Raw genomic sequence first — 15,820 nt, forward strand, 5'->3', positions numbered from 1 at the left:
TGCTATGAACAGTGACAAACACTTCGATGTGATCGTCATCGGTGGTGGCCCCATGGGTCTGTCAACCGCCTGGCACTTAAGCAAGCGCAAGGTCACTACCCTGGTGCTTGAACAATTCACCTTCATCAATCAACTGGGTAGTTCTGCCGGGGTTTCAAGACAGTTCCGCATTCCTTACCCTGATGAATACATGGTCAAGCTGGTCAAACAATCCATCCCTTTTTGGGATGAATTGCAAAGCCTGACACCGGCACCACTGATGGATGAAGTCGGTACCTTGTGGTTTGGTGACCCAGATGTACATTCCACCGAGGGCAATATCAAACAGGCAGAAACTGCCCTGAAAGCACAGAATGTCCCTTACACCACCGTCAGCGCTCGCGAGCTTGAAAGTCAATACCATTTCAAGGATCTGCCATCCACCTACACAGGCCTGTTCCAGCCCCAGGGTGCCAGCATAGACCTGAAGGCGACCCAGCAAACCCTGTACAACTGGAATCGCAAATCCAGCCTGGTGACATTGAAGGAAGAAGCGCCAGTCACAAAAATAGAACATCGCTATGATCAGTTTGAAGTGACTACGCCATTGGGTAATTTCACGGCAAAAAAACTGGTGTTGGTTCCGGGGCCGTATGCCGATGCTGTTTTCAAATTGCTCAAGTTTCAGGTTGCTGCCACTTACTGGAATATGGCATCAGCATTTTATAAAAAGACTTCACCGCAGGTTCAATACCCGACCTGGTTCGTGTTTCAAAATCCTGTGGGCAGCAATGGCAACCAGTTTTATGGTTTCCCTGAAGTCAGCTGGAATTATCCTGGTTATGTACGGGTTGCATCTGATTTCGTGATCACACCGCTAGACTCTCCAGGACAACGCAGCCTGGTGCCCAATCCGCAAGAGCTGGCCTACACGGCAGAGTGGGTTAAAAACCATATGTCGGGCCTGGACCCGGTACCGCATTACACCTCCACCTGTCTGGTGGCATTGAGCAAAATCCCCAACAAGGAATTGCTGATCGATTTCGCCCCGGCCTATGTGCCCGCACACAAGGACATCGTCATTTATGCCACAGGTTGGGCAGGCAAATTTGTACCACTGCTGGGAAAAATACTGGCAGACCTGGCCCTGGATGGCCACACGCCATTTGACATCTCGCATTTTTCAACCGGCTACAAATATTTTACGCAATTGAAATAATGGGAATGAGCAGCCAAGCAAGCATTCACGATAGCACTCATCGACTCAACAACAACGGCGACACGACATCATGACAACCAAAACCTATTCCATCTTCGGGGCCGGCGCAGCTGGCCTGTACACTGCCTGGCGTCTGTTAAGCGGACAAACCAGGGAACATGAACATCACAAGCTGCTGGTCAAAGGTGACAAGCTTGAACTGTTTGACTGGGGCAAGTACGATTTCAGCAAAGAAGACCACGGCAGCCGCGCGCCGGGTGCCCGCGTCTGTACCTGGCATTATCAGGATGACCCCGGCAAATCGTATGTGGAACTGGGTGGCATGCGCTATTCGGAATGGAATAGTAAAGCCAAGGATGCAAATAATGGCAAGGCACCGGGCCACAGACTGGTGACAACCGTGATTGCCAAGCTGGGGCTGGATCAGTATTCAGTTCCCTTCAATGAATCTGACAATCCCCTGTATTACCTGCGCAGCGAAAATTTCTACCTGCAAGATGTGACTTCGCGTAACCCCGCACCCTATAACGCCAACAACTATCTTGCCAGTCTGTCCCCGAATCAGGGGTTTACTGTGGTTGAAGACCTGGCCGTCACCGCGACCATAGGGCCACAAACCCGGCGTGAATGGGATCACTTTTACCAGCATGGCAAAATCACGGCTGAATTGCCGGAATCATCCATCTTCCAGAAAGGTGACAAACTCAAGGATATCGGATACTGGAACCTGATGTTTGACCAACTGGGTTCTGAAGGCTATAACTATGCTGCCGACGGCAACGGTTACACATCGAATGTGATCAACTGGAATGCCGCAGTGGCTTTCCAGGCCAATAATGAATTCACACCCGGCAACCAGTACAAAACCCTGACGACCGGTTATTCGGGCATGTTCAAGACCCTGTTCGAAACCGTCAAACAACTGGCAAAAGACAAGGGTGTGATTTTTGATTACCAACCCAACCGCCGCCTGCATTCCATACTCGACATCGATCATGTCATCCACTACAACATCGCCAACCGCGATAACCCGAACAAGAAATCTGCCAGTGGCACCACCGATGCCGCCTGGCTGGCCATGCCGCGCTATGCACTGGAACTGGTGGCACAGGCGACACGCTATGAAAGCCACGCCGGGCTGGATGTATTGAACGCGCAGAAAGTACAGTTGTACATGGAAGCATCCATCATGCAGCCTTCGTACAAGATAGGCATGTTTTTCAAAGACCCGTGGTGGCTGACCCAGGCCAGCTATGCACCACAACTGACCAGCTATGAAGTCACCAAGGATGTCTTGCTGACGCTGGAAAAACAGCAATTCCCTGAAAGGTATTTGCTGAAAATTGCCAAACCGGCAGTGGATGCTCAGGCAGAGATCATGAACACGCCATATTCCAGCGCCGAAAGTCTGTTGAAAGTAGTCGAGCAGCGTCTGCAGGAGCGCCTGACCGTGCCACAGGAAGAACAACTACTGGCAGCCTCAACACGCAATACCATAGGCCCCAGCGTCACGGATAATCCGGTGCGCATGGTAGTCTATTTTGGCAACAATGCCACCGACAAGACGACTGAACCGGTGTACGGCCTGCTGGCCGCCTATGACGATGAAATGTTCACCACCTTCTGGCAAGAACTGGAACTGGGACCAGATGAGCAAAGGCATATACCCATATCTGAAAACACCGAACCACTGAAAGGTCCGCGCAAGCTGCCGCCACGCATGCTGAAGATGGTGCGCAAGCAGTTAGCAAATATTCATTTCGGCCCGAATGCTGATTTTACTGCCGTGCCAGAACCGCTAGACGCCGCCTATATAGACTGGTCACTGCCGCCATTCAATGCAGGCTATCATGCCTGGGCTGCGCATTATGATATTGGCGACGTACAGCAAAAAATCCGCAAGCCTTCACAACTGATACCGGGAGCGGATACCAATATCTTCATCGTCGGTGAAGCCTATTCAAATGACCAGGCCTGGGTAGAAGGCGCTTACTGCACGGCAGAATCGGTATTGAATGATTTCTTCGGTGTCATACCGCTGATAGACAACACCCATTATCCCTTTATCTGCTCGGGCAAATAAGCAGGTTCTCAAATTGACGGGCCCGGCTAGCGGTCCCTAATGCATCTCCACCGCGCATTTCCACCGCGCATTTCCAACATGCATTCACAAACACAATGCGGGCACCGGATTCTGGTGCCCGTATCGTTTTCACCGCCTTCGTCCTGCAAAACACTACTGACAGAAACTGACACTAGCCGGGCATACCATGGCCAGGCCTTGAGCACATGGCTCAAGGTATTTACCCCATGTCCAATATTAATTATCAGGAGTGTCATTTCATGTTTAATCCCGGCTATATTCTTTTGTATGTCTCCAGTCCACAAGCCAGCGCCGCTTTTTACAGCGAATTGCTGGGTTTGACGCCGATAGAAAACTCGGACACCTTTGCCCTGTTCAAACTCACTTCCGGCGTCATGCTGGGCTTGTGGTCAGCTGCCACAGTTGAACCGGCAGCCACCGCCGTTGGCGGCAGCGAACTGGCTTTCAGCGTCGCTGACAAGGCTACCGTTGATGCCACCCATGCACAGTGGGCAGCACGCGGCCTGACCATTGTACAAACCCCATGTGCGCTGGATTTTGGCTACACCTTCGTGGCACTGGATGCAGACGGTCACCGCCTGCGCGTTTTTACCCCGGGCTGATCATGGCACGCAACTGGATCGCAGTTGCCTCGGCTGACCACGTGCAAGGTGGTCAGCGCGATGGCTTCATGCAGGTATGCCATGGCAAGGCTGCTCCTTTGCGTCGCCTACAGGCTGGCGACAGAGTAGTGTATTACTCCCCCAGCCAGGTGTTTGGCAGCAAGATCAAACTACAGGCGTTTACCGCGCTGGGCATCATCCAGCAACGCTCAACTTACCAAGTGGACATGGGGGAAGGATTTCAGCCTTACCGTCGTGATGTCTTGTGGCTGCCGTCGCAGGTGGCAGCTATCCACCCGTTACTGGACAGAATGGAATTTTCTGCCGGCGTGCGCAACTGGGCTTACCAGTTCCGCTTTGGCATCATTGAAATCAGCAGCCACGATATGGACATCATTGCTGCCGCCATGCAGGTAAACATGGAAGTGGCTATGAATGCGCATGTGGATATGCTGAAGGCCGGGTTAAGTACTACAGGCCAGCTCAGCCTGTATTTGCCTTAGCTGCTTGTCTGTAGAATGCAGCCAAACTGGGCACATAGTCGTTTTTGTGCCCATTGCCATGGAATATAGCCGTGTTGACCAGTAGTTGTGGCAACATCTGTGTTTTCTGCGTTTTTGTAGTTTCAATGCAGTTTCCATAGAAAGACTGGCTTGCAGGCATTTCAAAAACATCCATTCCATTTTGCATTCCTGTGCAGGGGCCTGTTGCACACGGGCCTGCTATTGTCTGTACTTGCTGCATTGCCAGGTTTAACTGGCTGTGAGCAAACCAGGGGCGGCAAGACTGTCACATTGCTACCCTGGTTGAAAATGCACGAGGCAGACAAAGCGACGGGCGCTGCCAATGGCAACAGCAAGTCGTCAGTGAGCTATTCAATCCGCCAGCAAGAAAAATGGTGGCTGGTTTCTTTTCCTGTCTGGAAAGACCTGGACTATGACGAAGTCAGTATCATCGACGATAAAACCATTGTGCTTGCCCGGTCAGTCAGCTTTGCCAAGGCCATGTCTGCCGATACGCACGCCAGGATCATGACTGAACACGATAGCCGTGGCATTGATGTCTGCACGTCCTCAACGGCCATCAATGCACCAGTCAATGTCAGCTTCATAGACTGCACGGATGTCAGTTCAGACAAGAAACGCATCGTCAAACGCCTGAGCCTGAACGGTAAACTGATGCAGACTTTCAACATGCCAGCCAATGAGTGGGAAGACTTGCCAACACCGGCAAACATTGCCTTTTATGACGATGAACAACATCCCTATGTGCTGGAAACTGCCAAGGACAGTACCTACTGTCGCCTGATCATGCTGGGCAAAGACAAGAACGCCAGTTTTTCCATGAATGCAAAAGCAGACAATCACAAATGTACTGCGGCTTCAGACTGGGAAAAAATCAGCCTGAAGCATTTGCAGACAGCGAGCAATTTTGAAAGCCTGGGACAAAATTTGCAGATCAGGAAAAAAATTCCCGCGGCATCCCCGGAAAAACCTGCCTCCAAATAGAGAAGCACGTCATCCGCACGGATCGTGGTCGTGCAATTTATCGACACTTATCACCACTTATCGCCCGTCAAGGTTAAAATTCCTGTTCAGCTTGTGTTGCAAGCTAGGCTTGCAACTTGCTTAATACTCATAGAACACATCAGATGATAGTCCGAACACTCACTGTAATTTTTGCCATCATTTCCATTTATCTTGGCATCAGCAATTTACAACAGCTTAATGTCATGCGCATACCAGACACTGAGTTTGAGCAGATTGATGGTACGGTCGTTTTGATGGTGCATGGTGTTGACGATAATCCAGGCTATGTCGTGACCGGTGGTTTTAACAAGCAACTGATACAGATCACCTTTTCTTACATCGTCAATGGCGTCGAAAGAACAGCCGATACCATTTCCCCCATCTGTAGTCGTTGCGAAGCACATCATGTGTTGAGAATGACGGGCCTGAAACCAAATGAGCTGGTACCCGGCACCCCCATACGCGTCATGGTATCCAAAACCGATGTCAACAAGGCTTATCTCGCCTTGCCAACTTCGGGTGAAAAACAGTCACAGATGTGGACAGTTTTCCTGTGGCTGATTTTCGCCCCCGGCATGGCCCTGCTCTTCTATAAGCTGGAAGGCAGCAGCAAAAGGCCGGATGAGACTGCTCCTGATAAACCTGCGACCTGATGACAGGCCATCAGGGCCCGTCATAAAACGCAACAAAACAAAACAGAACAAACAAAACGAAATGCACACCCGGCATAATTCATTCGCAGCAATGAATGCCGGGCATATTGATCTGGCAACGCACTCAGGAAAATCTGCGCGATCAATCCAATCCACCTTATTTTGACGATGAAACACACTCCCCACGCCTTGCAAACCATCGCCATTCTGGCTGTCACACAAATTCTGTCGTGGGGATCACTGTATTACGCCATCGCCATCCTGGCACCAGAAATTCAAAAAGAAATGGGCTGGCGGGCCGAACTGGTATTTGGTGCATTTTCCTGGAGCCTGCTGGTGGCGGGGATGATCGCCACCTATTCCGGCATGCTGCTGGACCGCCATGGTGGCAGGCTGGTCATGGGTATGGGTTCGGCCACTTGTGGCCTGGGCCTGATACTGCTGAGCAGCGCACACACACTGCCGATTTATTTTCTGGCCTGGAGCATACTGGGTCTGGCCATGGCGATGACGCTGTATGAAGCGGCTTTTGCCACCATCACCCATCATTTCACCATCCACAGCCGGCAGGCGATTTCTACCCTGACCTTGTTCGGTGGCTTTGCCAGTACCGTGTTCTGGCCGCTGACACAAAAACTGAACAGCATGATCGGTTGGCGCGACACCTATCTGGCTTATGGTATTGCCCAGCTTCTGGTATGTCTGCCTCTGCATTTGCTGTTGCAAAAGAAAAGAGCTGTACCTCACGTAGAGATAGCAAAAGCAAAAACAGCACCAGATACCCAGCGCAGTCACAGTCTGCAAGAAGCCTTGCGTAATCCTACTTTCTGGAAACTGGCATTTGCTTTTTCTGCAAACAGCTTCGTTTTTTCTGCGCTGTCGGTACACCTGATTCCATTACTGGGCCAGGTGGGTCACCCGGTTACGCTGGCAGTATTCATGGCAGCCCTGATAGGCCCGATGCAGGTCGCAGGCCGCATAGGTGAGATGACGCTGGCAAGAAATGTCCTGCCGCAAACTGTGGGCAAATTCACCTTCGCCGCCTTGCCGGCTGCGCTGTTGACGCTGATATTATTTGGCACGCACGCCTGGGCAATCGCGCTATTCTGTGTTTTTTATGGCTTGAGCAATGGCATACTGACCATCGTACGCGGCACCATCCCGCAAGCCCTGTTCGGTACAAGAAACTACGGTGCGATTTCTGGCGCGATGTCCGGTCCGGCGCTGTTTTCAAAAGCCGCTGGCCCGCTGATCATTGCCAGCCTGGTGCAGCACGCCTCTTCACCTGATGTCATTTTTGCCTGTCTGCTGCTATTTTCGATTGCTTCGCTGGCGTTTTATCTGGCGGCATTGAAGACAAGGTAATTCAGGATTTCACCTGCCCCAGGTTTTTTCCTACCCCAGGTTTTCCTACGCCTGGGGTTTTCCTACCCAGTTTTTTATCACCTCTTGTATTGTGTATATTTCCTGGCATCCCCTTTGACCAGAGGTGCAGGATACTTCAAGGCATTCAGGGCAATTTTTTCCTGGCAGGCGGCAAACAAATCCACATCCAGGGTATCCGCCAGCATGATGAGATAATTCATCACATCTGCCATCTCATGACGGATGGCGGTTCTGGCCTGTTCATTCAACTCTTCCGGTTTGCCGGTAGGCAGCCACTGAAAATTTTCCAGCAACTCTGCGGCCTCAACCGTCAATGCGCTGGCCAGGTTTTTGGGTGTGTGAAATTGCCCCCAGTCACGCTCAGCCACAAATTGCCTAAGCTTGTCCCTGACAATCAGGCTGGCATCTGTTGGCATATCTTGAGGCGTAACTGTAGTGGTCGTTGGTAAGGACATGATTTTTCCAGGCAAATGCTGATCTGTGCTGACCAGCATTATGCATCATCATCCGCATCTAACTACCATCTAGCCACCATGCAGCCATCACGTACCCCATCCAGCATTGCCGCCAGTTTCTGCTGACTCTGACTCATTACACTTTTTCGCGCCATGGCATCAGCCCAAAAAGAAATCTTTTATTTTTAATTGCAACAATGTTGCATTTAAAAAGAGACTGCATTATTATAAGAAAATGCAATTGTGTTGCAAATAGATTTTCGTTTTGGACTGAAAAGTCGTCTGTATCTAGCTGCCAGATATGGTGGCGGATGTGGTGACGGATATCGTGACTAATATCGTGACGGACATCGCTGCTTAGTCATCGATCTTTACCAATGGCATGCTGATATGCAGATGGACTGCCTGACTCGTCAACACAAGCACCACCAGCGGCTTATCGCCCATGCAATAAGCTGTCTGTAACTACAGACAGTTTCGCGTCACGATAATGCCTGTTTTTTTAATTCAATAATGCAACAAAGTTGCATTTAATCATGGACCCAAGACTGGTCTATACAAACAGGACATGATGCCATGCCACAGAACCCCTTATTGCCAGTAACCGTGCTATCAGGTTTTCTGGGTGCAGGTAAGACTACCCTGCTTAATCACATACTCAACAACCGCGAAGGCAAGCGGGTCGCTGTCATTGTCAATGACATGTCTGAAGTGAATATCGATGCCGACCTGGTGCGCCAGGGTGGTGCCGAGTTGTCACGTGCCGATGAAAAATTGGTAGAGATGAGCAATGGCTGCATCTGCTGCACCCTGCGTGAAGATTTGCTGATAGAAATCCAGCGCCTGGCCAGTGAAAATCGCTTTGATTATCTGTTGATAGAGTCGACCGGCATATCCGAACCCATGCCGGTGGCAGAGACCTTTACTTTCCGTGATGAAGAAGGCCGCAGCCTGTCCGATATTGCCCGCCTGGATACTATGGTCACGGTCGTGGATGCCTATAATTTCTTGCGTGACTACGCGTCGGGCGACAGCCTGAACCAGCGTGGCAGTTCCATGGGCGAAGATGATGAACGTACCGTCGTCGACTTGCTGATAGAACAGATCGAATTCTGTGACGTGATTGTTCTCAACAAGGCGGACATGGTCAGTGCTGATGATTACGCCAGACTCAGCATCATGTTGCAGGCATTGAATCCGCGTGCCGACATTGTACCGGCCAGTTTTTCCAAGGTCCCGCTGGAACGCATCCTGCATACGGGTCGTTTCAATTTTGAACAAGCCTCGGCAGCACCAGGCTGGCTGAAAGAACTGCGCGGCGAACATGTGCCGGAAAGTGAAGAGTACGGCATACGCAGCTTTGCCTATCGCGCCCGCAGACCTTTTCATCCGCAACGTTTCTGGTCTTGCATTCATCAGGGCTTCAAGGGCGTAGTGCGTTCCAAGGGTTATTTCTGGCTGGCCACACGCATGGATATCGCAGGTGAATGGTCGCAAGCCGGTGGCATCTGCCGTCATCACGAAGCCGGATTATGGTGGTCTGCCATCAGTCAGTCCGAATGGCCGCAAGATCCCGATTATCAACAGCACATTCTCAACAAATCGATAGAACCATATGGCGACCGCCGTCAGGAACTGGTTTTCATCGGCATGGAGATGGATCAGGCAAGCATAGAGGCAACACTGGATGCCTGTCTGTTGACGACAGCCGAAATGGCAGAAGGACCGGTGCTGTGGGCCAGCTATGCCGATCCATTTCCATCCTGGTTACATAGCGACGACGATGGTAATGTTGATGAGGACAGTAATGGCGAAGACACAAATATCAGCAAACAGCATGAGGTCTTGATTCATGCCTGATGTTCAGCCTGGCGCAATGCTGCATACCCTGTCCAGAAGCTTTGTTTTTGAAGCTGCGCATACCTTGCAGCGCCCCCTGCATGGGGACAGCAGCCAGCGCATCCATGGTCACACCTATCGCGCCAGCGTACATTTGCAAGGTCAGCTTGCGTCAGACAGCAGCATGCTGCTCGACCTGGCAGTGCTGGACAGACATATGCAGAACCTGCGTCAACAACTCGATCACCAGTTTCTCGATGAAGTTGCCGGGCTGGGCCCGGCAACGCTGGAAAACCTGTGCACCTATATCTGGCGACAATTGCAGACAAATTTGCCGGCGCTGGTGAAGGTCAGCGTTGAACGCGGCATGACAGGCGACGCCTGCAGTCTGACATGCAGTAACACGCCAAACCAGACCGCAGTTACAGCAACTATCAATCCATGAAGCAACAGCACATCATGAACAGCAAAGAATTACCTGACGTCGCCCGACATGGCATCGTCAGCCAGCCCGGTGCACTGGACTGGGTTGGCATGCAGGGTGTGGAAATGCCGCTGCGTCTGGCAGAGACCAGTCAGGGCCATCCTGTTCACGCGCATATCAATGCCGAGGTCAATCTGCCTGACCCGGACATCAAGGGCATACACATGTCGCGCCTGTACCTCTTGCTCGACAGTTTTGCCGACATAGAAAGCCTGCGTCCTGCCAGCCTGCATGACTTGCTGCGGGAAATGGTCAACAGTCACCATGATTGCGGCACCAACAGTGCGCGTGTCAGTATCCGCTTTAATCTGTTGCATCGCCGCCCGGCCTTGCTGAGCCTGCATCTGGCAGGCTGGCGGTCGTATCCGGTCAGGCTGGATGTCAGTTTGATTGCCGGGGTTTTGCAATTGCAACTGGGCGTGTCGGTCTTGTATTCATCCACCTGTCCCTGCTCTGCCGCACTCAGCCGCCAGTTGATCAGCGCTGGCTTTATGGCCACGCTGGATCAGCGTAACACGCTGTCTGCCACCGAAGTGGCTGACTGGCTCAACATCAACAGCACGCTGGCGACACCGCACAGCCAGCGCAGCATTGCCGAGGTCAGCCTGCTATTGTCGTCAGACGCAACAGAATTTGGCATACTGCCTCTCATCAATCTGCTGGAAGACAGTTTGCAAACCCCGGTACAAACTGCCGTCAAACGCATCGATGAACAAGCCTTTGCCAAACGCAACGGGGCAAACCTGATGTATGTCGAAGATGCCGCCAGACGCTTGCAGCATGTAGTGAGCAGTCTCAGTGACAATGTAGAAATACGGGTACGGCACCTGGAAAGCCTGCATCCGCATGATGCCTATGCACAAAGCAGATCAGGCTCCCCGTTATTTGCCGGAGACTGGTCATGACACCTCAGACCGCAGCGCTGCCAGTCATCCTGATCCGCAATGCCATGATGGTCAATGAGGGTCAGATCAGGGCCGTCGATATGCTGATACGACAGGGGCGTATTGCCTGCATCGCCAGCCATATCGACCATCTGGGTCAACATGCCGACATACAAATCGATGCCGAAGGCCGCTGGCTGTTACCGGGCATGATCGATGACCAGGTACATTTCCGTGAACCCGGCATGCCCGACAAGGGTAGCATCGCCAGTGAATCAAGGGCTGCTGTGGCCGGTGGCATCACCAGTTTCATGGACATGCCCAATACCATGCCACCCACGCTGAGCGTGGATGAACTGGAGCGCAAGAAAGCGCTGGCAGCACGCAACTCCGTGGCCAACTATGGTTTTCATTTTGGTGTCAGTCACCATAATCTCGACACCATCGCAGCGCTTGATCCAAATTCGGTAGCGGGCATCAAGGTTTTCATGGGGGCGTCGACAGGGCAAATGCTGGTGGATGATCCAGTCGTGCTGGAACGCCTGTTCCGCATTGCTCCTGCGCCTTTACTCGCGCACTGCGAGCACACGCCAACGATAGAACACCAGCAAGCCCGGTTCCGCGAGCATTATGAACGCCAGCACAGCGAAGTGCCACCCGATTGTCACCCGCTGATACGCAATGCAGATGCCTGCTACCTGTCATCTTCATTTGCAGTGGAACTGGCGCGCCGTCACAACACCCGCCTGCATGTGCTGCACATCAGCACTGCGCGCGAGCTGTCCTTGTTTGATGCGGGTTCTGCAACCGACAAACGCATCACTGCCGAAGCCTGCCTGGCACATCTGTATTTTTGCGATGAAGACTATGCACGCCTGGGCAACCTGATCAAATGCAATCCTGCCATCAAGACAGCAGCAGATCGCCAGGCCTTGCTGACAGCCGTCGCAGATGGCCGCATAGATGTCATCGGCAGTGACCATGCACCACATACCCGCCGGGAAAAATCACGCAACTATTTTGAAGCACCTTCCGGCTTGCCACTGGTGCAGCATGCCCTGCCCTTGCTGATGCAGTTGTATGAAACCGGAAAAATGGATTTATGCACCATCGTTGAAAAAACCAGTCATCGTGTCGCTGACCTGTTTTCCATCAAGGACCGTGGTTATCTGCGCGAAGGTTATTGGGCAGATCTGGTCTTGCTGGAACGCCAGCAACTTGCCCAGAGCGTGCACTCCAGCCCCGTGCTGTATCGCTGCGGCTGGTCTGCCTTGCAGCAGGAAAGTTTCCATTACCGCGTCAATACCACCATTGTTTCTGGTCAGCTTGCCTGGCATCAGGGCCAGTTGCAGGAGCCTTGCCATGGACAGGCTCTGGCTTTTTCCCGGTAAAAACATGATAGCCATACCCTCTGGAGTTCACATGAAAAAACTGATACCCATCGCCCTATTCACTTTTTTGCAGTCACTGACAGCATGGGCCAGCGCCCATGAAGCCCACGAAGCCCACGAAGCCCATGTCCATGGCATTGCCACCCTGTCGCTAGCGCAGGATGGCAACAAGCTGACTCTGGAATTTGACAGCCCGCTGGACAACCTGCTGGGCTTTGAACATGCACCACGTACCGACAAGCAAAAACAGGGTGCCAGGGATTTGCTTGATCTGATGCACAAGCCAGCCACGCTGATCAAACTGACAGCCGAAGCCGATTGCCAACTGAATACCGTAAAATTGCTGGCCCCCATCCTGCAAGCAACCGGGAAGGCCAGCACCAGCAAGGATGAACACGCCAACCTGCATGCCGAGTATGAATACACCTGTGCCAGGGTAGCTGCATTAAAGTCATTGCAACTCAGCCTGTTTGATGCTTTTCCCGCCATTCGGCAGGTGGAAGCGCAAATGGCTGGCCCACGCGGGCAGGCGGCAGCCACACTGACGACCAAACAACGCCTGCTGACATGGTGACGTCAATGCAGAATGCAGACACTGGCCCGGCACTGTGTTTCAGCGATGTGCTGTTTCACTGGCAGGCCAGACAAGCGCCCTGTCTGCACATAGCAGACCTGCGTATCAATCGCGGCGAAAGCGTATTTTTACATGGCCCCAGTGGCAGCGGTAAAAGCACGCTGCTGTCACTGGCGGGCGGCATCATCACGCCACAACGTGGCCAGATCACCGTATTGGGTACAGACCTGGGTGCACTGTCCAGCGCAGCACGGGATCGTTTCCGCGTCGATCATGCAGGTTTTGTTTTCCAGCAATTCAACCTCATCCCCTACCTGTCTATGCTGGACAATGTCTTGTTACCTTGCCGGCTGTCCGCCAGACGCCGTCAACGTGCCAGCGAAGCGCACGGCAGCCCGCATGCTGCCGCTGCCGCTTTGCTGCACACCCTGGGGCTGGATGCAGGTCTATATCAGCGCACCGTTACCGGCCTCAGCATAGGTCAGCAACAGCGTGTCGCTGCGGCCCGCGCGCTGATAGGTCAACCAGAAATCATCATCGCCGATGAACCCACTTCGGCACTGGATGCCGACAGGCAAAAAGATTTCATCGCACTCATCTTGCAGCAATGCGCCAGCCATGGCAGCAGCCTGCTGTTTGTCAGCCATGACCACCGTCTGGCAAGCCACTTCACGCGTGAGCTGGATTTGCAAAGCATCAACCTTAGGGAGCAACACTGATGCCCTATTTTTTGCAACTGGCCTGGAAAAGTGCCTGGAACCGTCGCCTGACACTGGGGCTGATGCTATTCGTCATAAGCCTGTCCGTCTGTTTGCTACTGGCAGTGGAAAGACTGCGCAATGACGCACGCGAGGGATTTTCGCATGCCGTATCTGGCACTGATCTGGTGGTTGGTGCCCGCACCAGTCCGGTACAACTGATGCTGTATGCCGTCTTTCGCATAGGCGAAGCGACCAATAATATTTCCTGGCAAAGCTATCAGGACCTGCAAAAGAACCCTGTCGTCGCCTGGGCCGTACCCTTGTCACTGGGTGATTCGCATCGCGGCTTTGCCGTGGTGGGGACTACGGCTGATTATTTCAGGCACTTCCATTATGGCGATGGACAAGCCCTGCAACTGGCACAGGGCCAGGCTTTTGGCGATGGGCCAGACCATCTGTTTGCCGCAGTCATCGGTGCTGACGTGGCTGACAGCCTGGCTTACAAAATCGACACCAAAATCACACTAAGCCATGGCACCGGCGACGCGGCACTGGCGGAGCATGCAGACAAACCGTTCAGGGTAGTCGGCATCCTGGCGCGCACCGGCACACCAGTAGATCGCAGCGTGCATATCAGCCTGCAATCGATGCAGGCAATCCATCTGGACTGGCAGGGCGGCGCGCCGGTTCCGGGGTTTTCCATCGCCGCAGAATATGCACGCAAGTTTGATCTGCAACCCAAGGAAATTACCGCCGTCCTGGTGGGCCTGCATAACCGCAGCACGGTGTTTCGCCTGCAAAGACAAATCAATACCGACAGCTCAGACAGCTTGCTGGCGGTCTTGCCGGGCGTTGCACTAGACCAGTTGTGGCAAGTCATCAGCATCATGGAGCGGGTCTTGCTGGCGATGTCGTCACTGCTGGTGGTGCTGGGTAGTGCGGGCTTGCTGGCAGTCATGCTGGCCAGCCTGAATGAACGCCGTCGCGAACTGGCGATTCTGCGTTCTGCCGGTGCTGGCCCTGGTCATCTGTTTTTCATGCTGATGGCAGAAAGCCTGGGCCTGACTATCGCCGGTGCAATCAGTGGCCTGCTGTTGCTGGATGTGCTGACACTGGCAGGCAAGAACTGGATACAGATGCATTACGGCGTCCTGATCAAAGCCAGCCTGATCAACATGACAGAAATTCCTCTTTTGGGTCTGGTGGTGCTGACTGGCATGCTGGCCAGCCTGGTCCCGGCCTGGCTCGCTTACCGTAATTCTCTGGCCGATGGCCTGACACCCCGATTATAAGAACGATAGGAACGATAGGAACTATAGGAAGCGATAGAAAAATCATGAAACCATCTCCATCTAGCTACAAATTCTGGCTGGGCAGCACTTGCCTGTTGTTATTCATGCTGACTGCCTGGTTGTTGATGTCTGGCAGTACATCAGCCAAAGCAGCAGAAGCAGGCGCGCAATATAAACTCGGCGAAAGATTGCCGCAGAAAAAAGCTCCAGCACCAGTGCCAGAAAAATCAGCAGCCCCGCCGGCTGCTGTAGCCGGCGACAGTTTCAAGGAAATCACCTGGGAAGCCTTGATCCCCAAAAACTGGGATCCGAGCAAAGATTTCAAAAATCTGGACATGAACTTTTTGAATGATGGTGACCCACGCGCCATGGCAGCCTTGCAAGCCATGCGTGAAGCATGGGACAAGGCACCGGTTGAACCCAGTCTCAATGGTACACACATAAAAATCCCCGGCTTCATCGTGCCGCTGGATGGTGAGCGTGGAAAACTCAGGCAATTCCTGCTGGTGCCCTACTTTGGCGGCTGCATCCACACGCCACCACCACCGGCCAACCAGATCATTGATGTCACACTAGAAAAACCGGCCAAAATACAAATGATGGATGCAGTCTGGGTGACGGGGGTGCTGGAAACCACACGCAGCGACACCTCCATGGGTAGTGCGGGTTATCGCCTGACGGGGATGAGTGTCACACCCTATGTTAGAAAAAACGAACAACAAAAATGA

General features: G+C 52.8%; 16 protein-coding genes. 15 read left to right on the plus strand and 1 reads right to left on the minus strand.

Annotation, left to right across the window (positions count from 1 at the left end):
* The first annotated feature begins 4 nt into the window (after positions 1–4).
* The 7 genes from ACO0LK_RS19825 (at position 5) to ACO0LK_RS19855 (ending at position 7,451) form a co-directional block, all read left to right on the plus strand.
* Positions 5–1,198 (plus strand): FAD-dependent oxidoreductase, encoded by a 1,194-nt coding sequence (locus tag ACO0LK_RS19825; RefSeq protein WP_422978076.1) that lies wholly within the window; start codon positions 5–7, stop codon positions 1,196–1,198.
* Positions 1,199–1,268: 70 nt separating this feature from the next.
* Positions 1,269–3,281 (plus strand): hypothetical protein, encoded by a 2,013-nt coding sequence (locus ACO0LK_RS19830; RefSeq protein ID WP_422978078.1) that lies wholly within the window; start codon positions 1,269–1,271, stop codon positions 3,279–3,281.
* A 260-nt stretch (positions 3,282–3,541) separates the two neighbouring features.
* Positions 3,542–3,904, plus strand: a complete 363-nt coding sequence (locus ACO0LK_RS19835; RefSeq protein WP_422978080.1) for a VOC family protein — start codon at positions 3,542–3,544, stop codon at positions 3,902–3,904.
* A 2-nt stretch (positions 3,905–3,906) separates the two neighbouring features.
* Positions 3,907–4,407 (plus strand): EVE domain-containing protein, encoded by a 501-nt coding sequence (locus ACO0LK_RS19840; RefSeq protein WP_422978082.1) that lies wholly within the window; start codon positions 3,907–3,909, stop codon positions 4,405–4,407.
* A gap of 309 nt (positions 4,408–4,716) precedes the next feature.
* Positions 4,717–5,412 (plus strand): hypothetical protein, encoded by a 696-nt coding sequence (locus ACO0LK_RS19845; RefSeq protein ID WP_422978084.1) that lies wholly within the window; start codon positions 4,717–4,719, stop codon positions 5,410–5,412.
* A 224-nt stretch (positions 5,413–5,636) separates the two neighbouring features.
* On the plus strand, positions 5,637–6,086 hold the full coding sequence (locus ACO0LK_RS19850; RefSeq protein ID WP_186948582.1) for a hypothetical protein: 450 nt from the start codon (positions 5,637–5,639) through the stop codon (positions 6,084–6,086).
* A gap of 168 nt (positions 6,087–6,254) precedes the next feature.
* Positions 6,255–7,451 carry an MFS transporter gene (locus ACO0LK_RS19855; protein ID WP_422978086.1) on the plus strand — a complete coding sequence of 399 codons (1,197 nt, stop codon included), beginning with the start codon at positions 6,255–6,257 and terminating at the stop codon, positions 7,449–7,451.
* Between the two features lie 77 nt (positions 7,452–7,528).
* Here ACO0LK_RS19855 and ACO0LK_RS19860 read toward each other — a convergent pair whose 3' ends face one another.
* Positions 7,529–7,888 (minus strand): nucleotide pyrophosphohydrolase, encoded by a 360-nt coding sequence (locus ACO0LK_RS19860; RefSeq protein ID WP_422978322.1) that lies wholly within the window; start codon positions 7,886–7,888, stop codon positions 7,529–7,531.
* 615 nt (positions 7,889–8,503) lie between these two features.
* Here ACO0LK_RS19860 and zigA point away from each other — a divergent pair.
* Genes zigA through ACO0LK_RS19900 form a run of 8 tightly spaced genes read left to right on the plus strand, consistent with a single transcriptional unit; the run spans position 8,504 to position 15,820 of the window.
* The gene (zigA, locus tag ACO0LK_RS19865) at positions 8,504–9,787 is read left to right on the plus strand and encodes a zinc metallochaperone GTPase ZigA (protein ID WP_422978088.1); all 1,284 of its coding nucleotides are present in this window, start codon (positions 8,504–8,506) and stop codon (positions 9,785–9,787) included.
* Positions 9,780–10,211: a 6-pyruvoyl trahydropterin synthase family protein gene (locus tag ACO0LK_RS19870; RefSeq protein WP_422978090.1), complete on the plus strand. Its 432-nt coding sequence runs from the start codon at positions 9,780–9,782 to the stop codon at positions 10,209–10,211. Before zigA ends, ACO0LK_RS19870 begins: the two co-directional genes overlap by 8 nt.
* Before the next feature lie 14 nt (positions 10,212–10,225).
* Positions 10,226–11,155: a GTP cyclohydrolase FolE2 gene (gene folE2, locus ACO0LK_RS19875; RefSeq protein WP_422978092.1), complete on the plus strand. Its 930-nt coding sequence runs from the start codon at positions 10,226–10,228 to the stop codon at positions 11,153–11,155.
* Positions 11,152–12,525, plus strand: a complete 1,374-nt coding sequence (locus tag ACO0LK_RS19880) for a dihydroorotase (RefSeq protein WP_422978094.1) — start codon at positions 11,152–11,154, stop codon at positions 12,523–12,525. The genes folE2 and ACO0LK_RS19880 overlap by 4 nt, the downstream gene beginning before the upstream one ends.
* A gap of 31 nt (positions 12,526–12,556) precedes the next feature.
* The gene (locus ACO0LK_RS19885) at positions 12,557–13,099 is read left to right on the plus strand and encodes a DUF2796 domain-containing protein (RefSeq protein WP_422978096.1); all 543 of its coding nucleotides are present in this window, start codon (positions 12,557–12,559) and stop codon (positions 13,097–13,099) included.
* The gene (locus ACO0LK_RS19890) at positions 13,093–13,818 is read left to right on the plus strand and encodes an ABC transporter ATP-binding protein (RefSeq protein ID WP_422978098.1); all 726 of its coding nucleotides are present in this window, start codon (positions 13,093–13,095) and stop codon (positions 13,816–13,818) included. Before ACO0LK_RS19885 ends, ACO0LK_RS19890 begins: the two co-directional genes overlap by 7 nt.
* A complete protein-coding gene (locus ACO0LK_RS19895; RefSeq protein ID WP_422978100.1) occupies positions 13,818–15,092 on the plus strand; it encodes an ABC transporter permease in 1,275 nt (424 codons plus the stop codon). Before ACO0LK_RS19890 ends, ACO0LK_RS19895 begins: the two co-directional genes overlap by 1 nt.
* A 44-nt stretch (positions 15,093–15,136) precedes the next feature.
* Positions 15,137–15,820, plus strand: a complete 684-nt coding sequence (locus ACO0LK_RS19900; protein ID WP_422978102.1) for a DUF3299 domain-containing protein — start codon at positions 15,137–15,139, stop codon at positions 15,818–15,820.

Source organism: Undibacterium sp. Ji49W (genome assembly GCF_049340205.1).
In the GTDB taxonomy this organism is placed as follows: domain Bacteria; phylum Pseudomonadota; class Gammaproteobacteria; order Burkholderiales; family Burkholderiaceae_D; genus Undibacterium.

Coding starts and splice junctions, on each gene's coding strand:
- ACO0LK_RS19825 (WP_422978076.1), top strand. CDS start 5: ATGAACAGTGACAAACACTTCGATGTGATCGTCATCGGTGGTGGCCCC.
- ACO0LK_RS19830 (WP_422978078.1), top strand. CDS start 1,269: ATGACAACCAAAACCTATTCCATCTTCGGGGCCGGCGCAGCTGGCCTG.
- ACO0LK_RS19835 (WP_422978080.1), top strand. CDS start 3,542: ATGTTTAATCCCGGCTATATTCTTTTGTATGTCTCCAGTCCACAAGCC.
- ACO0LK_RS19840 (WP_422978082.1), top strand. CDS start 3,907: ATGGCACGCAACTGGATCGCAGTTGCCTCGGCTGACCACGTGCAAGGT.
- ACO0LK_RS19845 (WP_422978084.1), top strand. CDS start 4,717: ATGCACGAGGCAGACAAAGCGACGGGCGCTGCCAATGGCAACAGCAAG.
- ACO0LK_RS19850 (WP_186948582.1), top strand. CDS start 5,637: ATGCGCATACCAGACACTGAGTTTGAGCAGATTGATGGTACGGTCGTT.
- ACO0LK_RS19855 (WP_422978086.1), top strand. CDS start 6,255: ATGAAACACACTCCCCACGCCTTGCAAACCATCGCCATTCTGGCTGTC.
- ACO0LK_RS19860 (WP_422978322.1), bottom strand. CDS start 7,888: ATGCCAACAGATGCCAGCCTGATTGTCAGGGACAAGCTTAGGCAATTT.
- zigA (WP_422978088.1), top strand. CDS start 8,504: ATGCCACAGAACCCCTTATTGCCAGTAACCGTGCTATCAGGTTTTCTG.
- ACO0LK_RS19870 (WP_422978090.1), top strand. CDS start 9,780: ATGCCTGATGTTCAGCCTGGCGCAATGCTGCATACCCTGTCCAGAAGC.
- folE2 (WP_422978092.1), top strand. CDS start 10,226: ATGAACAGCAAAGAATTACCTGACGTCGCCCGACATGGCATCGTCAGC.
- ACO0LK_RS19880 (WP_422978094.1), top strand. CDS start 11,152: ATGACACCTCAGACCGCAGCGCTGCCAGTCATCCTGATCCGCAATGCC.
- ACO0LK_RS19885 (WP_422978096.1), top strand. CDS start 12,557: ATGAAAAAACTGATACCCATCGCCCTATTCACTTTTTTGCAGTCACTG.
- ACO0LK_RS19890 (WP_422978098.1), top strand. CDS start 13,093: ATGGTGACGTCAATGCAGAATGCAGACACTGGCCCGGCACTGTGTTTC.
- ACO0LK_RS19895 (WP_422978100.1), top strand. CDS start 13,818: ATGCCCTATTTTTTGCAACTGGCCTGGAAAAGTGCCTGGAACCGTCGC.
- ACO0LK_RS19900 (WP_422978102.1), top strand. CDS start 15,137: ATGAAACCATCTCCATCTAGCTACAAATTCTGGCTGGGCAGCACTTGC.